General features: G+C 42.7%; 19 protein-coding genes. 5 read left to right on the top strand and 14 right to left on the bottom strand.

Going from position 1 to position 18358, the window contains the following annotated elements; all coding sequences use genetic code 11:
- Positions 1 to 12 precede the first annotated feature (12 nt).
- The 9 genes from BVG16_RS29385 to BVG16_RS29345 all read right to left on the bottom strand — a co-directional run bounded on the left by BVG16_RS29385 (position 13) and on the right by BVG16_RS29345 (position 7667).
- Positions 13 to 1251 (bottom strand): Ger(x)C family spore germination protein, encoded by a 1239-nt coding sequence (locus BVG16_RS29385; RefSeq protein WP_078502763.1) that lies wholly within the window; start codon positions 1249 to 1251, stop codon positions 13 to 15.
- Complete coding sequence (locus tag BVG16_RS29380) at positions 1248 to 2753, bottom strand: spore germination protein (RefSeq protein ID WP_078502762.1); 1506 nt, start codon at positions 2751 to 2753, stop codon at positions 1248 to 1250. Before BVG16_RS29380 ends, BVG16_RS29385 begins: the two co-directional genes overlap by 4 nt.
- Before the next feature lie 13 nt (positions 2754 to 2766).
- Positions 2767 to 3846, bottom strand: coding sequence for an endospore germination permease (locus tag BVG16_RS29375; protein WP_078502761.1), 1080 nt, complete (start codon positions 3844 to 3846; stop codon positions 2767 to 2769).
- Between the two features lie 158 nt (positions 3847 to 4004).
- On the bottom strand, positions 4005 to 4646 hold the full coding sequence (locus tag BVG16_RS29370) for an ABC-2 transporter permease (RefSeq protein WP_078502760.1): 642 nt from the start codon (positions 4644 to 4646) through the stop codon (positions 4005 to 4007).
- Complete coding sequence (locus BVG16_RS29365; RefSeq protein ID WP_078502759.1) at positions 4627 to 5508, bottom strand: ABC transporter ATP-binding protein; 882 nt, start codon at positions 5506 to 5508, stop codon at positions 4627 to 4629. The genes BVG16_RS29370 and BVG16_RS29365 overlap by 20 nt, the downstream gene beginning before the upstream one ends.
- Position 5509: 1 nt before the next feature.
- Entirely contained in the window at positions 5510 to 5887 is a 378-nt protein-coding gene (locus BVG16_RS29360) for a GntR family transcriptional regulator (protein WP_078502758.1), read from the bottom strand.
- 165 nt (positions 5888 to 6052) lie between these two features.
- The gene (locus BVG16_RS29355; RefSeq protein ID WP_078502757.1) at positions 6053 to 6475 is read right to left on the bottom strand and encodes a GNAT family N-acetyltransferase; all 423 of its coding nucleotides are present in this window, start codon (positions 6473 to 6475) and stop codon (positions 6053 to 6055) included.
- 32 nt (positions 6476 to 6507) lie between these two features.
- Positions 6508 to 7149, bottom strand: coding sequence for an HAD family hydrolase (locus BVG16_RS29350; protein WP_078502756.1), 642 nt, complete (start codon positions 7147 to 7149; stop codon positions 6508 to 6510).
- 5 nt (positions 7150 to 7154) lie between these two features.
- Positions 7155 to 7667, bottom strand: a complete 513-nt coding sequence (locus BVG16_RS29345) for a GrpB family protein (protein WP_078502755.1) — start codon at positions 7665 to 7667, stop codon at positions 7155 to 7157.
- 257 nt (positions 7668 to 7924) lie between these two features.
- On the opposite strand from BVG16_RS29345, the gene BVG16_RS29340 reads away from it, so the two are divergent.
- From BVG16_RS29340 to BVG16_RS29325, 4 genes are all read left to right on the top strand, one after another.
- The gene (locus BVG16_RS29340) at positions 7925 to 8329 is read left to right on the top strand and encodes a RidA family protein (RefSeq protein ID WP_078502754.1); all 405 of its coding nucleotides are present in this window, start codon (positions 7925 to 7927) and stop codon (positions 8327 to 8329) included.
- A gap of 180 nt (positions 8330 to 8509) precedes the next feature.
- Positions 8510 to 9205 (top strand): Dph6-related ATP pyrophosphatase, encoded by a 696-nt coding sequence (locus tag BVG16_RS29335; RefSeq protein ID WP_078502753.1) that lies wholly within the window; start codon positions 8510 to 8512, stop codon positions 9203 to 9205.
- Positions 9206 to 9343: 138 nt separating this feature from the next.
- Positions 9344 to 10195, top strand: a complete 852-nt coding sequence (locus BVG16_RS29330) for an alpha/beta fold hydrolase (protein WP_078502752.1) — start codon at positions 9344 to 9346, stop codon at positions 10193 to 10195.
- Positions 10196 to 10365: 170 nt separating this feature from the next.
- Complete coding sequence (locus BVG16_RS29325) at positions 10366 to 11316, top strand: LacI family DNA-binding transcriptional regulator (RefSeq protein WP_078502751.1); 951 nt, start codon at positions 10366 to 10368, stop codon at positions 11314 to 11316.
- 89 nt (positions 11317 to 11405) lie between these two features.
- Here BVG16_RS29325 and BVG16_RS29320 read toward each other — a convergent pair whose 3' ends face one another.
- Both BVG16_RS29320 and BVG16_RS29315 read right to left on the bottom strand, forming a co-directional pair.
- Positions 11406 to 12632 (bottom strand): MFS transporter, encoded by a 1227-nt coding sequence (locus BVG16_RS29320; protein ID WP_078502791.1) that lies wholly within the window; start codon positions 12630 to 12632, stop codon positions 11406 to 11408.
- A 17-nt stretch (positions 12633 to 12649) separates the two neighbouring features.
- Positions 12650 to 13675 carry an ROK family transcriptional regulator gene (locus tag BVG16_RS29315; RefSeq protein WP_078502750.1) on the bottom strand — a complete coding sequence of 342 codons (1026 nt, stop codon included), beginning with the start codon at positions 13673 to 13675 and terminating at the stop codon, positions 12650 to 12652.
- A gap of 266 nt (positions 13676 to 13941) precedes the next feature.
- Between BVG16_RS29315 and BVG16_RS29310 the strand changes: the two genes are divergently transcribed.
- Entirely contained in the window at positions 13942 to 14322 is a 381-nt protein-coding gene (locus tag BVG16_RS29310) for a YkvA family protein (protein ID WP_078502749.1), read from the top strand.
- Positions 14323 to 14757: 435 nt separating this feature from the next.
- Here BVG16_RS29310 and BVG16_RS29300 read toward each other — a convergent pair whose 3' ends face one another.
- The 3 genes from BVG16_RS29300 to BVG16_RS29290 all read right to left on the bottom strand — a co-directional run bounded on the left by BVG16_RS29300 (position 14758) and on the right by BVG16_RS29290 (position 18167).
- A complete protein-coding gene (locus tag BVG16_RS29300; protein WP_078502747.1) occupies positions 14758 to 15588 on the bottom strand; it encodes a phosphoenolpyruvate hydrolase family protein in 831 nt (276 codons plus the stop codon).
- A gap of 24 nt (positions 15589 to 15612) precedes the next feature.
- Positions 15613 to 16824, bottom strand: coding sequence for a Tm-1-like ATP-binding domain-containing protein (locus BVG16_RS29295; RefSeq protein WP_078502746.1), 1212 nt, complete (start codon positions 16822 to 16824; stop codon positions 15613 to 15615).
- A gap of 143 nt (positions 16825 to 16967) precedes the next feature.
- The gene (locus BVG16_RS29290; RefSeq protein ID WP_078502745.1) at positions 16968 to 18167 is read right to left on the bottom strand and encodes a phosphoenolpyruvate hydrolase family protein; all 1200 of its coding nucleotides are present in this window, start codon (positions 18165 to 18167) and stop codon (positions 16968 to 16970) included.
- Positions 18168 to 18358: the final 191 nt, after the last annotated feature.

Raw genomic sequence — 18358 nt, 5'->3', positions numbered from 1 at the left:
ATGGGAGAGCGGTCATTTCATGTTTCTCGACGAAGAACGATACCTAAATTGCGTACGATGCAATTGGTTCATCCCTGCATGCTCAATCTGCACCTTGACTTCGATCTTTTCGATCGAGTCAGGGGTTAGCTGCAGCAATTCCCCGTCTCGTTTTCGTTTCCATGTATGGACATATTTGTGATACAAGTAGTTCCGCAACGAGTACACATCTGTCTTATGCTGGAGTCCCGTTTCAAACGTACGCTTCACTTCGTCACGTATTTTTTGCTCAGCTAACGAGGTCATTTGAGCTTTAGACAAATTCCCCGTTACTTCATCCACGTTGCCGTGGATATTTATTTTCAGCTTGTACTTAGGAACGCCACCTCGTAAAGCAACGTCAACTTTTAATTTAGGTGCGTTTAACGTAAGCACGGCTTGAGGTTTTTCTCCGGATCCGATATCGATGTGAGTTCGTTTGACTTTGTTGGACACCCACCGTAAGCCATTCATTTGTTCCTGACTGAACCAACTCCGATAGGTACCGTCTTGGAGTGCGAATGCGCCGTTAATTTGGAACTGACTAACTTCTTTATTGCTTTCCTTCCATCTTGTATTCGTGATCGCAAGACTGGGTAACAGCAATGTAGAACCCGGCTCCGTCAATTCCACGACCATAAGCCGCAGCCGGATCGGAGGAATGACGGCCTGCTGCCTCACTACATCATACGGTGCATGAAGTATGGATGCTAAGGGAGAAATATTGTACGGAATCGGCGGAGTGATGAACAAATCAGGGATATACTCTTTCGTCCCAAAGACGCTTTGTGTGTATCGGATCCCGGCGAAACGAAGGAAAGAGTCCATCATTTTGAATACGTCTTGCCGCAACGCATCTTCACTAAACACGATTACCGCTACATGATCCCAAACAATCTGAAGCGTAGCGGCCGTGTAGATGTCATTAACCGCAGCATCGAGACTCAAGCCTTCTCCCCGCCCTACCCATACCTCTGGTTTGCCTTGACTCTTCGCGCCTTCTTGCTTGGCAACCCGTGAGAAGTCTAATGTTTGGGTATACACGACATATTTCCCATTCTTATAGTCGATCCCTAAGCCGGTAATATAATTAATGTCTTGCACGCTTTTGATATCCCAGCAACCTGTCAGCGAGAGTATCATCATGCAACAGACACTGAACATGGCACAGGTTTTTCCGATTCTGAGGATCTTCGTACCGGAGTTTCTCGTTCGACATCTTAATCTGGTCATGTCGAGTCCTCCCCTTGCCGCGTATCGTCGGTCGTATGCAGCATAGCCGGACGACGTTTCAATATTTTGACGGGTAAGGTGAACAACGCCACAATCATGTCTCTAAAGATCGGGGGCGATATGGGCGCAAGGTAAGGGATGCCGAATGCTTGCTGTATAGATAAGTAGAACACGATTGTGATCAAAGAAATAATAAATCCATACATCCCAAGTACGGATGAAACGATGAGCACGAATAAACGCAGAATACTTACCGTTCCGCTTAATGACTGGTTGACAAGGGTAAAGGTAGCCACTGCGGTAACTGCCGCCACAACAAGGGTTGTAGCTGAACTTAGTCCCGCACGAATGGCGGCGTCTCCTATAATTATACCGCCTACGACGGCGACAGTTTGTCCCACGGCTTTGGGTAGGCGGATCCCCGCTTCGCGGAAAATTTCGAATAAACCGAGCATCAATATCATTTCCATAGGCGCGGAAAAGGGTAGTCCTAAGCGGGAAATCGTAACGGTTGCCAGAAGTGAAAATGGAAGCTGTTCCAGATTAAAGGCGATCAAGGAAATCCAGATCCCCGGCATAAAAATAGAAATAAACAATCCGATGAATCGTAGTATTCTTTGAAACGCAACGAAGAAATAAGGAAAATGGATATCCTCCGGCGATTTGAGTGTTAATAATAAATTTGCTGGACCTATCAGTACCATGGGCGATCCCTCGGCAATAATGATGAATCTCCCTCGAACAAGCGATTGCACGACGTAATCAGGGCGACCGATATAATCGAGCATCGGAAACAGAGCATACTTAGAGTCCCCTAATGCCTCACCCAGCTGGGAACTGCTTACAACCGCGTCGGTGTCGATTTTCTGCAGCCGCTGCCTCACATCATTCAATATATCTGAATTCATGATATCTGACACATACATTAATGATACTTTGGTCTGGCTTCGTACGCCTATGGTATAGATCTCGCATTTCAGCGAACGCGTACGCATTCGCTTGCGTATGAGTGCTATATTCGTGGATAAGTCCTCCGTAAATCCATCCTTCGGACCTTTAATGGAGATTTCTGTATTGGACTCTTCAGGAGTACGATTGGGCGGGTTTGCAATATTGACGGCGTAGAGTAGATTATCCTGTTCAATGCCAATGATAAGCTGACCTGAAAACAGAATCATTTCTACCGCTTGTATCGCTGCTGTTGGAAGAATGGGCTGCAGCGTAAGCGGATTATTACGATCCAAGCTATTCAAGGTATTCGCTTTTTCCAGTAACGATGCCAAGAGCGGAATGACATATTGATTCAACTGCTTCATGTCGGCTAGACCATCACAATAAATCAAAACAACTTTATAGGAATTTTCGGAAGGGCCAAATAGATGGGTCTCACTCCGGACGTCTCCACAATCAACTAAGCAGGTCAATAACTGATTGATCGTTAACGTCGGTTGTCCCCCCAGTTCATTAGACGAGTTAGAGGTTGGAATAGGGTTCTTGTCCATAGATAACCGCTCCTTAAGATTGTCGTTGATGTCTAGCGGCCAGAAGTGCAAGCAGCAGCGAAAGCAGAATAAGCCCACATGTTACGCTTGGAAAATAAAAAGAATGCAGCATTTCAACAAAAAAGAAATCATCTTTGCCCACGATCACAACTAATATAATGATAGCGGCCGCCACCAAACCGGCAACGACTCGACGATTCAGACTCCGCAAAGGCAGCAGATCTATCATAAGAAAAAACATCAATGAAATGCGGATAAATGATCCGGATAACCATTGATATATCGATAGCACATCTAAATGTTCGATATATTTGCCTGCCGTAACAATTCTCCACTGTTCAAAAGCGGGATAACGCATCGAAGACGCGTTGACAACCCCAAAATTAGCGATCGATCCCAGATAAGGACCTATCGTCAGCCCCGCTAGAATGACAGCCAAAATGGACATGCCCCAAAAACCCGGTTTTTTCGAAAGATGGGACTGCATCAAAAGGACAAAAATTAGTTCCGTCATTCCCCCTCCGATAAACACTAATCCGCGAATGACCGGGGAAATGCCATTCTCCAGCATCGGCAGCATGAGGGAATAGTCTTTGAATTGAAAATTGGCCCCCATCACGAAATAGCCTAATACGACCACGACGGGAAGGAAGACTCCAGCACAAATGGCGATCGCCTGTATGCCAGCAAGCGCACTTGCTAAAGATAGCAAAACCATTGTAGCTGCAATGATAAGCATTGGGGTGCTCGGCAAATAGGAGATTTTCGTCCATGTGGATGTGTCCTGTATAGTAACAAATGCAGCCAGTATTAAATATGCGATGAGTAGTATGGTAATAATCCATGCCGTGAACTTCCCACCTTGTCTACATAACCAGGGAAATAACAACTCTGTCCCTTTTTTGCCCATGATCCATAAGAGAAGCGGAATCCAGCAAATGCTCAGAAAGAGCGCCAGTAATACGCTTATCCAGCCATCTTTATGCGTCTCACGCAGCAATAGCGGTATGATGGTAACATGGTTTAATAATCCTGTGGACATGCTTAATATAAAACACACTTGCAAGTATGTAATGGGTTTACGCATTACCATGAACCGTTCTCCTTCGTGCAGCCATCCATGCGCTGTTAACAACCCTTATTGTGCATCCAATCCATGGATTTTATTACATTAATAGCATAAAATGCACCCTTTAGAATTTCATCGAATAACCCGGGGGCTCTCCAATGTCCATTCTAAGGGGTGCATGTCTACAGTAATTCCTTATTTGAATAAATACGAATCGAGGCGTATATGGAAATACAATTGCTAATCATTATAGCTGCAATGAGGGTTAAGTATTGGATAGATTCAGGCAAAGTAAAAAAACCATCAAATTGGGATAACATATTTGATTTTATGATCGCTGGCAATACAAATGGTGTGGCAACGATCAGAATCGAGAAAAAATACTTTGTTTTTTCATACCCGTATTTATACTGAATAGGCGTATATACAGAAATTAAGATGGTTGAAATAAGCAGGACAGTAAGCACATGAATGAGTGTAAGATGTTCAATGGGAGCCATGATCCATGCCATGAGGCTATACGTCACGTAACAATAAGCAAATATGAATATCAGGAAAATATATCTTGCTAGAACGATCGCACTGCGGGAAATGGGAGCAGCACATAGCAAAGCAGCCGCTTTGGGATATTTGAGTTCTGCCATTGAAACGGATTGAAACAGCATGAGCTCCGTGAAAACCACCGACGTAAGAAATGCACTAACCCCCAAGAGATCAGGTGCACGCACCATAAAAAAGAGCGGGATCGCTATAGCCACGACCATCATAATCCAAACGTATTTTTTAGCTATGAGAATGTCTTTCTTAACTAGATGCAATAACATGATGTTTACCTCCTCTGACATAGGCTAGCATAATATCTTCTATCGTTGGCCTTTCGATGATAATGTCTTCTCTCAAGCTTGCTTGGACCTGCGCTAATTGGTTCGTGATGCCTGTAAAGCCAAAATGAGTTTCCTGTATCGTTAAAAACAACTCCCTATTTTCATCGTTCAAATGGTGCCCTTTCCCTTTGACTACACGGTGTGAATCCATTAATACATCTTTATCTTCCTCGAACAAAATTTCTCCCTGATTAATAAGAATTAACATATCTGCAACTTTATCTAAATCAGAAGTAATATGCGTAGAAAAGAAAACGCCTTTGCCCCCTTGCTTCATATAGTCCAGAAGAATTTCTAACATCTCGATTCGGATGAGAGGGTCCAATCCACTCGTCGGTTCATCCATAATAAGTAAATCTGCTTGATGTGAAAGGGCTAAGGTCAAAGCAAACTTCATACGCATCCCCTTGGACAACGTTGAGATCTGCTGATTGGAATGAAGGGAAAAACGATCCATATTGTTTTTATAATCCTTTTCATTCCAACGCGAATAGGCTGGGGCAATGATACTTTTCATTTCAGCCATCGTCAATTCGTCATAAAAACACCCCTCATCCAGCACAATTCCAATTCGATTCTTCAACTCACGCCCATGTTTTTTGATGTCTTTGCCGAAAATCTTGATTTGACCTGAGTCTTGATGTGCAAGACCGAGCATCGTCCGTATGGTGGTTGTTTTGCCTGCCCCATTGATGCCGATAAAGCCCGTAATACAATCTTCTGGTAAAGAAAAATGAATGTCACGAAGTTCAAAATTCCCATAGTTTTTGTTCAAGCCCGAAATTTCCACGATATTACTCATCTCAATCACCATCCTCAAATAAAATATCCATCATTTCATCCAATTCAGCTCTGGAAATACCTAGTGTCTTTGCCGTTTGTATGACATCCTGCATTTTTTGCTCAACGAGGTGCCGTTTGGAATCTCGAAGCAATTCGATGTTACCGGAGGAAATAAACGTACCAATCCCCACTTGGCTCGTGATAAACCCTTCATTTTCCAATTCATCATAGACACGCCTGATCGTTAGTACGCTAACTTTTAAATCGTTGGCGAAGTTGCGGATAGAAGGAAGCGAATCCCCTTCATGGATCTCGCCCTTCAAAATCGCATCCTTGATCTGGTCCTTTATTTGTTGATATAAAGGTTTGTCGGATGTATTTGATATTAATATCTTCATAGGGGTGTGATCACCTTTCTGGATACGCACAGTGTGATGTTCTTACATACACACCATACACTTTATGAACAATGAAGTCAAATGTTGGAGCGGTGCATGCACAAAAAATCCCCGTCAACCTTGCGTGGTTAGCGGGGATTTTGCTTTTTCCTCTATTGAGGTTGTTTACTCATTTATGATTTTCTTTAAAAAGTACTGCTTCGCTCCGTCACACGGAGAATCTTCTAAGATACCAAACACCGTATACCCTCTTTTTTGATAAAAATCAGGCGCTTGAAAGCTAAAGGTATCGAGTTGTATATATCTGCAATGATGTTGTCTGGCAATATCTTCAGCCTTCGCAAGCAATTCAGAGCCTTTATGTTGTCCGCGTAAGGATTCATCGACCCACAAAAAATCAACGTGCATTTGCTTCCAATAGATCGAAGCGGTAATCCCTGCCACGACGACATCGTTATCGTCTGACATCGTAATTTCAATCGTACCCACGTTATCCGTAAGTCCTGAAACTTGTGATAGATTATACGCAATGAGATGCTGTCGTACAATACTATTTTCTTTTTCAATCCATGATTCCGAAATTTTCATACGAATCCCTCGATTTCATATATTTATAGAAATTACCGTGTTACGAATGAAGGATGAAGGGCTAAGATATCTTCGGGCTTTTGCAATAAACCCGTAGGTGAAACACTTAATAACTTTTCTCGTTGCCCTTCTCCCCATAATGCTCCAAAACTCTGGATACCTGCGGCATGGGCAGCGATAACATCTGTAGGCTGATCGCCTATGTACATACAATGTTCTGGTTCGATTCGCAGCTCATTCATTGCTTTTAACAACGGTTCTGGATTGGGTTTGGGCGCTTCACAATCATCTAACCCTACAATAAAACTAAAAAAAGGATACAGTCGTGTGTTAACCAATTCCTGTTCAATATATCTTCGATACTTGGATGAAACAATCCCCAGGGTTATCCCTCTAGCCTGCAGTTCTGTTAACATTTCGTACACACCATCATATTCCTGAACCTGATTATTAATCATTTCATAGTGTGTGAAGAAGGATCGGAGCACCTCATTTTCTTGCCCACAGAACCACTCGCTTAAAACTTTTGTAATCGGCTTGCCGACCAAGTAGTTTTTTTCCTCATCGGTAAGCTGGCGCTCCCTAAAGGTTTCTATGCAGGCACAACATGCTTGTATATACCATTTTTCACTATCATGAAGAGTTCCATCTAAATCAAATAAAATCGTATTCATATTTCTCACTTCCTATACCAATGTAGTGCCACGCTTTCCAGCTCTTTCACAAACGCATCTTTACCGTCCATATACGCTTCAATGTCCTTGGGGAATTGTTTTGCAAGATTTTCTTTTAAATCCCCATACTGCTTTGCTTGCTCGGCATGTGTCCGGAGGTAATCTCTTACCGCCAAATGGCGATGAATATCTTCCTCGTTATCCGCCTGAAATACATGAACTTGATGTGTTCTATGATCTCCGCCTTTTCTGAAATATCTTCTGCCTTTCATACCCAACTCGCCCATACATTCATAGCCAAGACCTTCCATTTGTGCATAAAATGAATCTACTTTGTCAATATCTCTAACGACAGGCATGATATCAATGATCGGTTTGGCTTTTAATCCAGGAACAGAAGTGCTGCCTATATGATGAATATCAATGAGCTCTTCCCCAAAAATATCTTTAATTTTCTGAGATTCTTCGCTAAACCTTTGTTTCCATTCTTCGTTATAATCCGTAACCACAACATGCATTTGACTTCCCCCTTGTAAAAATATTTTGAGCTATCTTGTTATTTTGCTTTCATGTCATGATTCTAGTATCATATCTATTAGTAAGTTTACTTTAAATGAAGGAGGAATACCTGATGAAAAAGAAATCAATCAAATTTTTATCTTTTGGAATTGGGTACTCTACTGCTGTTTTTTTCTAGAATCGATGATGACGGGATACGTTTGTCAAAATTTGAGTGAAATTAAAAAATAGTGAAAATTTAAAGGAGACTTTACAGATGAAAAATTCAAATAACCCTATCATTCAAAGATATAATCCAGAAAATATAGCAAAACCTGTTGGAAACTATAGTCATGTAACCAAAATAAGTAGAAATGCAGAGTGGTATGTGTTTTCGGGTCAGATCGGTATAGATCAAAACAATCATATCCCTACAGATTTTAATCAACAAGTTACCCATACCATGAACAATATTGTTGAAATTCTTGCTTCTCAACATTTAACTCCTGATCATGTCGTCAAAATCAACATTTGGGCCACCGAGGAAATAGATTGGGATCATTTCTATGAAATTTGGAATGATGTATTCGGTTCTACTCCTCCTTCCATGACCATTGCTTATGTTAAAGGGTTAGGGTTGCCTGAAATAAAAATTGAATTGGATGTTTGGGCCGCAGGTTGATATTAAAGTCCAAGAAGTGACGATGTGATACAATCCCCTCCTGGTAGACAGCAAAAAGAGCTCGTGTTATGTAGAGTTCGAAGACTGTTGATCGGGGGGGATTTTTAGGTATCACCTAATATAACACATATTTTCCCAGCGTAAAAGGATTGCCAAAAAAAGTAAAGGGGAACGATAGAAATGGAAGATCATACGAAGTGGAAACATGGTGCTCACGGGCATAAATTTATAGCATCTTTTAGCGGGGGCAAGGATAGTACCCTTGCTCTATATAAAGCAATGAAGGTTGGCGAAGCGGTTGGACTGATCGTCATGCTGGAGGAAGAAGGGAATCGTTCCAGATCCCATGGCATGCCTCCGGAGCTTATACGGGCTCAAGCTGAATCCATCGGTTTGCCTGTATATACTGCGGCTGCAAGTTGGGATGATTATGAAAAGGTGTATATGAGTCTTTTGGATAATGCCAAAAATCAAGGCGCAGAAGTGTTAATAACGGGAGATTTGGATATGCCTGCTCATGGTTGCTGGCATGACAAGGTTACGAAAAATGCTGGTTTAAAGCTTGGGATGCCTCTGTGGGAGATGGATCATCGTGAAGCTGTCGATGAGTTCATCAACCTAGGATTTGTCACGATCCTTGTGACTGTCAATTTATCACTAGGCATGCGGGAGGACGATCTAGGGCGTACGTTAACGCATGAATTTGTGAAGGAGCTCGAAGCTCGCGGGATTGACCCGTGTGGGGAAGGTGGCGAGTTCCATACGACCGTCATCGATGGGCCCCTGTTCAGACATCCGATTCCCGTTCGTCCATGTGAGATCTTGAGGAATGGAGATTATGCTTTTTTGCCTTTGGAGCTAGATGCGATGGCTTAAAAAGGATAGAGGTGATGGGAATGCTAGAACGTTCCATGGAAAACATTATGGAATCAGAAAAAGAAAGGAAGTGGTGTTAAGAGGAGTTTTACTTCCTGAGTAGCTCTTCTCATAAAAAAAGAAAAGAGGACTATAAAAATGAATACCTATCAAAGTATAAATAGTGATGGATTTAAGCTGAATTATTGTGTAAAGGGAACCGGAAAACCTATATTGGTGATTGGAAGCAGCGTGTATTATCCACACCTGTTCTCAGACGATTTATATCATACCTTTCAGTTTATTTTCCTTGATCATAGAGGATTTGTGAGACCCCCCCGAACGTTGGAACCCGATGATTATACATTGGACAACATCGTAGATGATATAGAATTGGCAAGGCAGGCCCTTGGGCTAACCGATTTCATCATACTAGGACACTCGGGACATGCTTTTATGGCATTAGCGTATGCCAAGAAATATCCTGACCATGTGCAAAAAGTTGTTTTATTAAATTCAGCACCTACAAATCATGAGGAAAGACAACGTCAAAGTGTTGCATTTTTTAATGAGACAGCAAGTCCGGAAAGAAAAAATCAGTTGGCGAAGGATATGGCTCTGTTAGAAAGCGACATCATAAAAGATCCTGAACGGCGATTCGTTCATATGTGTATTCGGATGGGAGCCCAAAGTTTCTACGACTATACATTTGATGCAGCTTACATGTGGGAAGGTGTCTATACGAATATGCCCATTATCGATCATTTATGGGGAGAGGCATTCGGAGAGATGAACCTTATCCAATCACTGACTGGCTTCAATAAACCAGTGTTTATTGGATTGGGCAGATATGATTATTTGGTAGCGCCTGTTTCCCTTTGGGATGCTGTGGATGACACCTATGAGAATGTGAGGAAAGTGATCTTTGAGTACAGTGGTCATAATCCTATGTTTGAAGAACCTCAAGCCTTCAACAGCGAACTAATCAAGTGGATTCAAGCGGAACAATAATACTTTCATACTGAAGTAAGCCTCAAGGGGCTATCCGAAAGTCATCTTACATTGACTTTTAGATAGCCCCTTCAATCATTTTTCTTTTGCTTAACATGTTTATCGCGTAAACTTGACATGAAATCCTTTTCACATATTAAGTTGTACATAGAGGATAGGAGTGGAATTCTATGGCAAATATTCATGATATAGCTAAAATGGCCGGTGTATCGGTGACAACCGTTTCGAGAGTTCTCAACAACCATAAATATGTCTCGGATGACAAACGCGCAACGGTTCTCAAAATTATGGACGAAATGAATTATACGCCGAACAAAAACGCCATCGACTTAATCCGCGGTGAGACAAGGATGATTGGTCTAATCATCCCCTATAACAATAACCAATGCTTTGATCAAATATTAAATGGAGTTCTTCATAAGGCTGTTGAGAAGGATTATACGGTTACAGTTCTTCCGTCTCAGTACAATAAAGCAAAGGAACTTGAATGTCTTTCAAAATTAAAAAACAAGCTGCTTGATGGCATTATTATTGCTTCAAGAGCAAATGATTGGGAGGCGATCCTTCCGTACACGGCATATGGATCCGTAGTAACTTGTGAATTTACGCCCCACCCTTCCATTGGCTGTTCTTATATCGATAGGTACGCTTCTTACGTGGATGCTTTTCAGCTATTGAAAGATAAAGGACATGTAGACGTTACTTTTACGACAGCAAGAGGATTGGAGAGCATGAGTACTCGGCAATTGATCGCTGCCTATAAAGAGGTATTTGGAACGTTTCAATCAGACGTTTATGTAACAGGTTGTTCCTGTCTAGATGATGGATTGATCGCTGCGAAGACGTTTTTAAATCGGCCCAACAGGCCTACAGCTATTTTTGCAAATGGCGATGAAGTCGCCGGTGGAATGTACCTATATGCCCAGTCCATGGGCCTTAAGGTCCCGGATGATCTAGCCATTATCGGGCAAGAAAATCAACCCATCGGCGTTGGTCTAGGGATTTCTTCTGTGAATCATCAGTTATTCCAAGTTGGTGAACAGGCCTGTGATCTTATCATCCATAAATCAAACCAAAAAATAAAAATACCTTATCAAATGATTCAGAGAACATCGACTTAGTCTTAGGGAAATCTTTTATGCCTTAAAAAATAAAGCCTCCCATAAGTTCTGAGAACTTATGAGAGACTAATACATCATGATGAGCATGTTTAAGCTTTCAATTGGGTTGAGTCCGTTATCGTGCGAACCGATCGCAGCTTCATAATCCGATTGACGCTTTCAGACCCAAATAGCATAAACGCAATATAAATGGATAAGAAAAACGGTAAAATTGCAACCGTCGTCTGCGCAGCAATCCAACCAAGCATCGGTGGCAGCAGTGTCGTACCCGTGTAAGCAACCGCCATCTGATAGCCCATCAACTTCTGCGTCTGCTCTTTGCCAAAGCGCTCAGGGGTTGCGTGCAGCATGCAAGGATAGATAGGCGCGAAGCCTAAACCAACCAACATAAAGCCGATCAGCGAGCAAAAAGTCGGTAATGGCAGGAGTAGCAGCAATACGCCAGCTAACGCAATGAGCAGCCCACTACGTATCAGGACACGATTGCTTACTTTTAAAGTCACAAATCCCGTGATTAATCGCCCCACCGTAATGCCGCCGTAATACATGGATACCCATTGCGCAGCCACGGCCGCTGATAAATCCTTCACGTTCACCAAGAAGCTGCTCCCCCATAATCCCACGGTTGCTTCAGCACCGCAATAGAAGAGAAATGTCATTAAGGTGAGCTTCACGCCTTTCATTCGCATCGGCTGCACGGCGGACTGGGTGTCTTGCAAATGCTCTGGATGCCCCTGTCTTTCTTCCTCAACAGGAATCTGAACTTTCTCCATTCGTTTCCACAATGGAAGTGAAACAAATAGCAAAATCACAAGCCCAAATTGTATACAAGCAACGGTCAAATACCCACTCCGCCATAAATTATCTTGACGAATAAATCCTGACATAATAATCGGACCCATTGTCGCTCCCACACCCCAGAAGCAATGCAGCCAGCTCATATGATGTGCTTTATAATGTATGGCAACATATTGATTCAGCGCTGCATCGACAGAACCTGCGCCTAGTCCAAGCGGCAATGCCAAAACCATCAGCCATACAATGGAAGGTGCAGCATAAAATCCAAGTAATGCGCCCGCTGTCATCAAGCAGCTTATTAGCGTAATCTGCCCCGTCCCGAGCCGCTTCAACACGAATCCGCTTGCCAAGCTCGACACGATCGTTCCAGCTGCAATAATAATCGATAGCACGCCCGCAACACCGAAGGCTGCTCCAAAATCTGCTTGCATAACCGGCCAAGCAGCTCCAAGCAATGAATCAGGCAGCCCTAAGCTAATAAAAGATAAATAAATAATCATCAGAAATATGGTTGCCAACATGCCCAGCCCCTTATTTATTCATTTCTAGATAATACAATGTTCGGTTCGAGCGTAGCTAACGTTTGTGCGGTCAAACCCTCCACATAATCCGTAGTAAAATCCTCCGATACGATAACTTCAGGCATGGCGCTCTCCGGCAGTTCTGTGCTGCACAGTTCAGCGATTTTCCTTCCATTCGCCTGTTCTAAGAAGCTGCCGTGCATGACGACGCAATCTGGATTGATCACAGCACAAATGGATATAATCAATTGAACAATGGCTTGCTCAACCTGCACCGCAGAAGACATGAAGGCTTTCTCTCCCCATGGGATACCTAAAGGGATATTCCCTACTTCACCTGCAAAGTTTCGTCTTCCCTTGAACAGCTGTCCGTTGATGAAGATCCCCGCCCCTGGCGGAAAGCGATCAGGAAAATAGAGATATACCACGGCAGCATCTGAACGAATCTGGTTCCTTTCGCAATATCCGACCACGGCAGCGTTCACATCATTTTCCATAATGACGGGCATTCCATATCGCTCCCTGAAGTAATCCACGATCGAAATACCTAATAGTGCTTTATAGTCGGAAATCACGATTTTCCCTTTCCATTCTGCTCCAGGTAATCCAAAGCCAATCGCGCGGATCGCAGGATATGAAGCCACCATCGCATCGATAATTCGCTCAAAACATGCCAAATCCACCTGCTCTACCTCGTCCGTTCGCTCGTAGATCCTATTGCCGAGAAGATTAACAACAGTACTGCGAATGACCGTATGTCCTCCAGCCTCGTAGGGAAAAAGAGTCAGCGCAAATGCAAAGTCTCCGTTATATTTAAAGCGCTGCGCAGGCCTTCCACCTCCTGATGAACACAGTTCCGTTTCCTCCACTTCAGACGTTTGCAGCAATTGCAGTAATATGGTTCCAACCGTAACGGCGCTAAGACCCGTTGCCTTCGCAATTTGTTGTTTTGTTGCTTCCCCTTCTGCTTTCAGTGCCTTTCGGACAAGATTGATATTGACTTCTTTCATCACAATCGCATTGCCGCCAATGCTTCTCAACGTAAGCACCCCGTTCGTAAAATACTTTTTAAAAGTGTTTTATTAAGTGAGTATAATGTATGTGATTCATGCATTATTGTCAAGCGGAAATGTCCTTCCTCTGTCAAGAAATCTTGATACATTGGATTGTTTCGGAAATCTTGGAAGTTTGACGTTTGAGAGTCGGGGATAACGATCAGCTTCATTTCGTTCCCAATACAACCCTTTGTTTAAGTGAACAGAAAGAATTATACTGAGTTAAAGTATGCATTGGGAGGTAATCTAATATGAAGAAAGATCATAATCCCTTTAACGCGGAGCTGACATTACAAGAACTTCCCTATAGCAAAGAGAATGAAGAACTAGTGACAAAAAACTTTTGGACCAAAACCAAAAAATTCGCTGGGAAAATCCCATTCACCAAAGATGCAATTGCGATGTACTATTGTGCAGTAGACGCCCAAACCCCTTTATGGGCAAAAGGTATCGCCTTTGGTGCGCTGGCCTATTTCATCTCTCCCTTGGATGCGATTCCAGATGCGTTGATCGGACTTGGGTTTACGGATGATGCAGCCGTGATTGTAGCAGGAATCAAGGCGATTTCCGGCCAGATCACGGACGAGCACCGGGGTAAAGCGGAGACGTTCTTGAATGGAGATAACAAATAAATAAGGTTTACCATCTATATTGGATGAATACAAGATAGGATATCCGAATGAGCTTTGTTTATCATCTATGTTGGATTTATGTAGGATAAGAGCCACGAATGGAGGATTATGTGTGTTTTTCATCCTTGTATGTTGGAGAATATACACTATAGACGCTTAAATATAGGCAAATCCGTTAAAGTTATTGGATTTATCCAACATAGCAAACGAAGGGAATGGAAATGCCCATTTTCCACAATAAAACTTGGGCTCTCAGATCTTTTTTCAAATCGATTTTTCTTCTACGAGACGAGGGTCCACGAAAAAATAAAGCGCCGAAAAGTCCTCTGGACGTTCTCGACACTTTGAGGCGCAGCCATAGGCTACGCCTTTTTCTTTACAATATCTATGGGGCAGCTCTCTTAGGAGAGCTGTTTTTCGTACGTTTGCAACCTTTTATTTTGTAATGGTTTTAAATAACACGGTCTGATCTTTAATACCCTTCTCAGCAGCGAATCGTTCAATACTGGATGCACCAAAGAATCCATCGATTCCTTCAGTTCTTGCTATGACGTACGCCGCATCTTCCGGTTCTGCAATCGGGCCGCCGTGACAGATGACCATAATATCTGGATTAACTGCTTTCCCTGCTTTAATAATCGCTTCAATCTTTTCTACACAATCATCTAAGGTAAGCGCTGTTTTGGCTCCAATCGTACCTTTGGTCGTCAAGCCCATATGGGCTACGAGGATATCTGCTCCTGCAGCGGCCATGGCTTTGGCTTGCTCAGGGTCAAATACATATGGCGTAGTAAGCATGTCCAATTCATGCGCTGTTCGAATCATTTCTACTTCTAAATCGTATCCCATCCCCGTTTCTTCCAAGTTTTGTCTGAACACGCCATCAATCAAACCTACGGTTGGGAAGTTTTGAACGCCGCTAAATCCTTGTTCCTTGAGTTGTTTGAGATATACCTCCATGACTCTGAAAGGATCCGTTCCGCATACGCCTGCTAATACAGGTGTATTTTTCACAACAGGCAATACTTCAGAACCCATCTCGACGACAATTTGATTGGCATCTCCATAAGATAGCAGCCCTGCCAATGATCCACGACCTGCCATTCTATATCTTCCAGAGTTATAAACGATTAGCATATCCGCTCCGCCCGCTTCACTGCTTTTCGCCGTAATCCCCGTACCCGCTCCTACGCCCAACAGAATCTTTCCATTGGCAACTTCTTCTCTAAATTTTGCAACAATTTCTGCTCTCGTATTTTTATTCATGTGTAACTCCTCCAATATATTTTGTTATTTATTCATTAATTCGATGAGTTTCTGTGCCGCTGCTTCAGCAAATTCCACATCATTAATCGCACAATCCATTTCGATGAGTTCTACCACATTTCTGTTTATACCCTTTCTTAAGGTATCAAATAACATCTGATCTTCCTCTGGACCATAAAAGGCTTCACCCTTAACATCAATGCCTGATATGCCTTGGAGCGGCAGCATTAATACGGTTTTTTCTTTGGCCATATTTAATTTTTCCATAAGCTTTTTACCGATGGCTTCATTTTCTTCTACCGTGGTTCTCATCAGTGTTACGGTAGGATTGTGCTTATAGAACTTATGCCCGGCAAATTTCTCGGGTACCGTATCGTAAGGTCCAAAATTGCACATATCCAGCGCGCCTACCGATACAACCTGAGGGATAAGGTTTCTCGCTGCTGCCTCTAAACGATGAGGTCCGGCATTCAGAACGCCACCAATCAATTCGTCTGCCCACTCTGTTGTGGTCAGATCTAATACCCCTTCAATAAATCCAGCCTCAATAAGCGCTTCCATGGATTGTCCGCCTACACCTGTTGCATGGAACACAAGCACTTCATATCCTCTAGCTTCAAGATAATTTCTGGCTGCCGTTACGCATGGCGTTGTTACGCCGAACATCGTTGCCGCAATCAACGGCTTTTTCTCGATCACTTGCGTATTTTCAAATTGAACCATCCCTGCGATGGCAAAGGCTGCATTTGTAAAAATTTTAGTGGAAATGGAGTTCAGCCCTGCAACATCGACGACGGACGGCATCATCACAATATCACTCGTGCCTACATAGGGAGCCGTATTCCCTGATGCTACAGTCGACACCATCACTTTGGGTACACCAATCGGCAATGCCCGCATCCCAGGTGTCACGAGTGAAGTTCCGCCCGTCCCCCCAAAGGAGATAATTCCATCAAATTTACCTTGTTTGTATAATTCAGGTACGAGTTTTTCCATCCCTTTCGATAATACTTCCGTCGCTAAAGCTCTGTCTTTCTTAGCAGCGAGCGCTTTCATATCTGCACCTGCGGCTTCAGCTACTTCACGGTTGGATACATCAGGTATAAAAGTAGGCTCAAATACGCCGGTGTGAATGGTAAACGTACCGAGTCCCAAGCTTTCGATCAAATGTTTGATATATAGATATTCATCGCCCTTGGTGTCAAATGTTCCTGCAATTGCAATGGTCTTCTTCATTTGATTAACCTCCTCTTCGATTTTGATGATCTAGCCTGCACAGTACTAAATCATGATTCCGAGAACGCTCTCCATAAAAAAAGTATGATTAACTATAAATTAATCATACTGCTTCGGCACATTTATGAAAACGCTTTTATGTCTCATGTTTTTGTGTTTATGTTAGATTTATATTGTTTCGGCGTACAGCCTTTGTACTTCTTAAACATCTTGCTGAACTGTGCGTAGTCTTGATATCCAACGAATGGCGCTAACTCCGATAACTGAATATTTTCCCTGTCTAATATTTCGGCTGCTTTATCAATCCGATATTGCACGATATAGGTTTGAAAGCTGCAGCCTACTTTCTTTGTAAACAAACTGCTTAAGTAACTTCGGGATACATGGGCCACCTTCGCTAAATCAATAAAAGAAATATCATTCATATAATTCTGGGCAACGTATTCTTTCACAAATTCAACATAGTCATAATGCTTCGTAACGCCATCTAACATTTTCACCATTAAATCATTTTCATCCAACTTCCCTGTGACTTTAAAGGCTTTCGTTATATTGGTAATGGACTTCTCGGATGGAATTCGCTCAAAAGCGGATCCCCCGATATATCCCATTAAATTTTCATTATTACTATACATATATTGAACATCAATGGGCGTTTTTACAGGACCCCCATACACCAACTTCATGACATCTGGCTTTAACGCATTACATGCATCAAATATCTTGTTCGCTTTGACCTTGGCCGCTTCCAGGGAAACGACTTTTTTGGCCCCTAATAATCCGCCTTCTGTTAAGCCTAAATGTGCACAAATCACATCAGCTCCAGCTTCGATCATCTGAACAGCTTGGTTTTCGTCAAATACAAAGGCAACGGTAAACAAATCTTTTGCGTGAGCTATTCTTATGGCTTCTACTTCAAGTAAATAAGAATTCCCGTCTTCTTGAAGAGCTTCGCTAAATTGACCATCGATTAATCCAACCGTGGGGTAGTTATTTATACCAGCAAACCCCATGTCTTTGATTTCACTGATATAGGTTTCCATATCCTTTGTAGGATCCGTTGCATTCAGACCAAAAATAATCGGCATATCCTTGACTAAGGGGATGATCTCTCGAGATGCAAAGTCCATAACCATATCATTGCTATTGCAAAATGGCAAAAAACCGGCGAGTGAACTTCTCCCCATTTGGCGAAATCGACCGGAGTTTAACATCAGAATGAAATCCGCCCCACCCTGCTTCGCGTATTTCGCTGTTATTCCTGCGCCTGTGGCTACACCAATAATATGATTCCCCATGTTGATCTGTGATGTGAGATTTTCCAGGATTTTTTCTCTTTGCATATGTACGAATCCCCTTATCCAGTTCACCCTTATATTCTATCCTTAATGTATAACGAACATGGATCTCAACGCAAACGAAGCAAACCGCCTCCAATACAGGAAGCAGCTTGCAGTTTAGGGTGTATTTCGATGTCTCGGTCCCGGCTGCCAGACAGGCTGCCACTGGGTTTCTCTTTATAAAAGGCTACGCC

Origin of the sequence: Paenibacillus selenitireducens (genome assembly GCF_002021565.1) — a bacterium.
GTDB classification, from domain to species: Bacteria; Bacillota; Bacilli; order Paenibacillales; family Paenibacillaceae; genus Paenibacillus_K; species Paenibacillus_K selenitireducens.
Note: the sequence above shows the minus strand (reverse complement) of the source record. Positions and strands in the feature narration are given on the sequence as shown.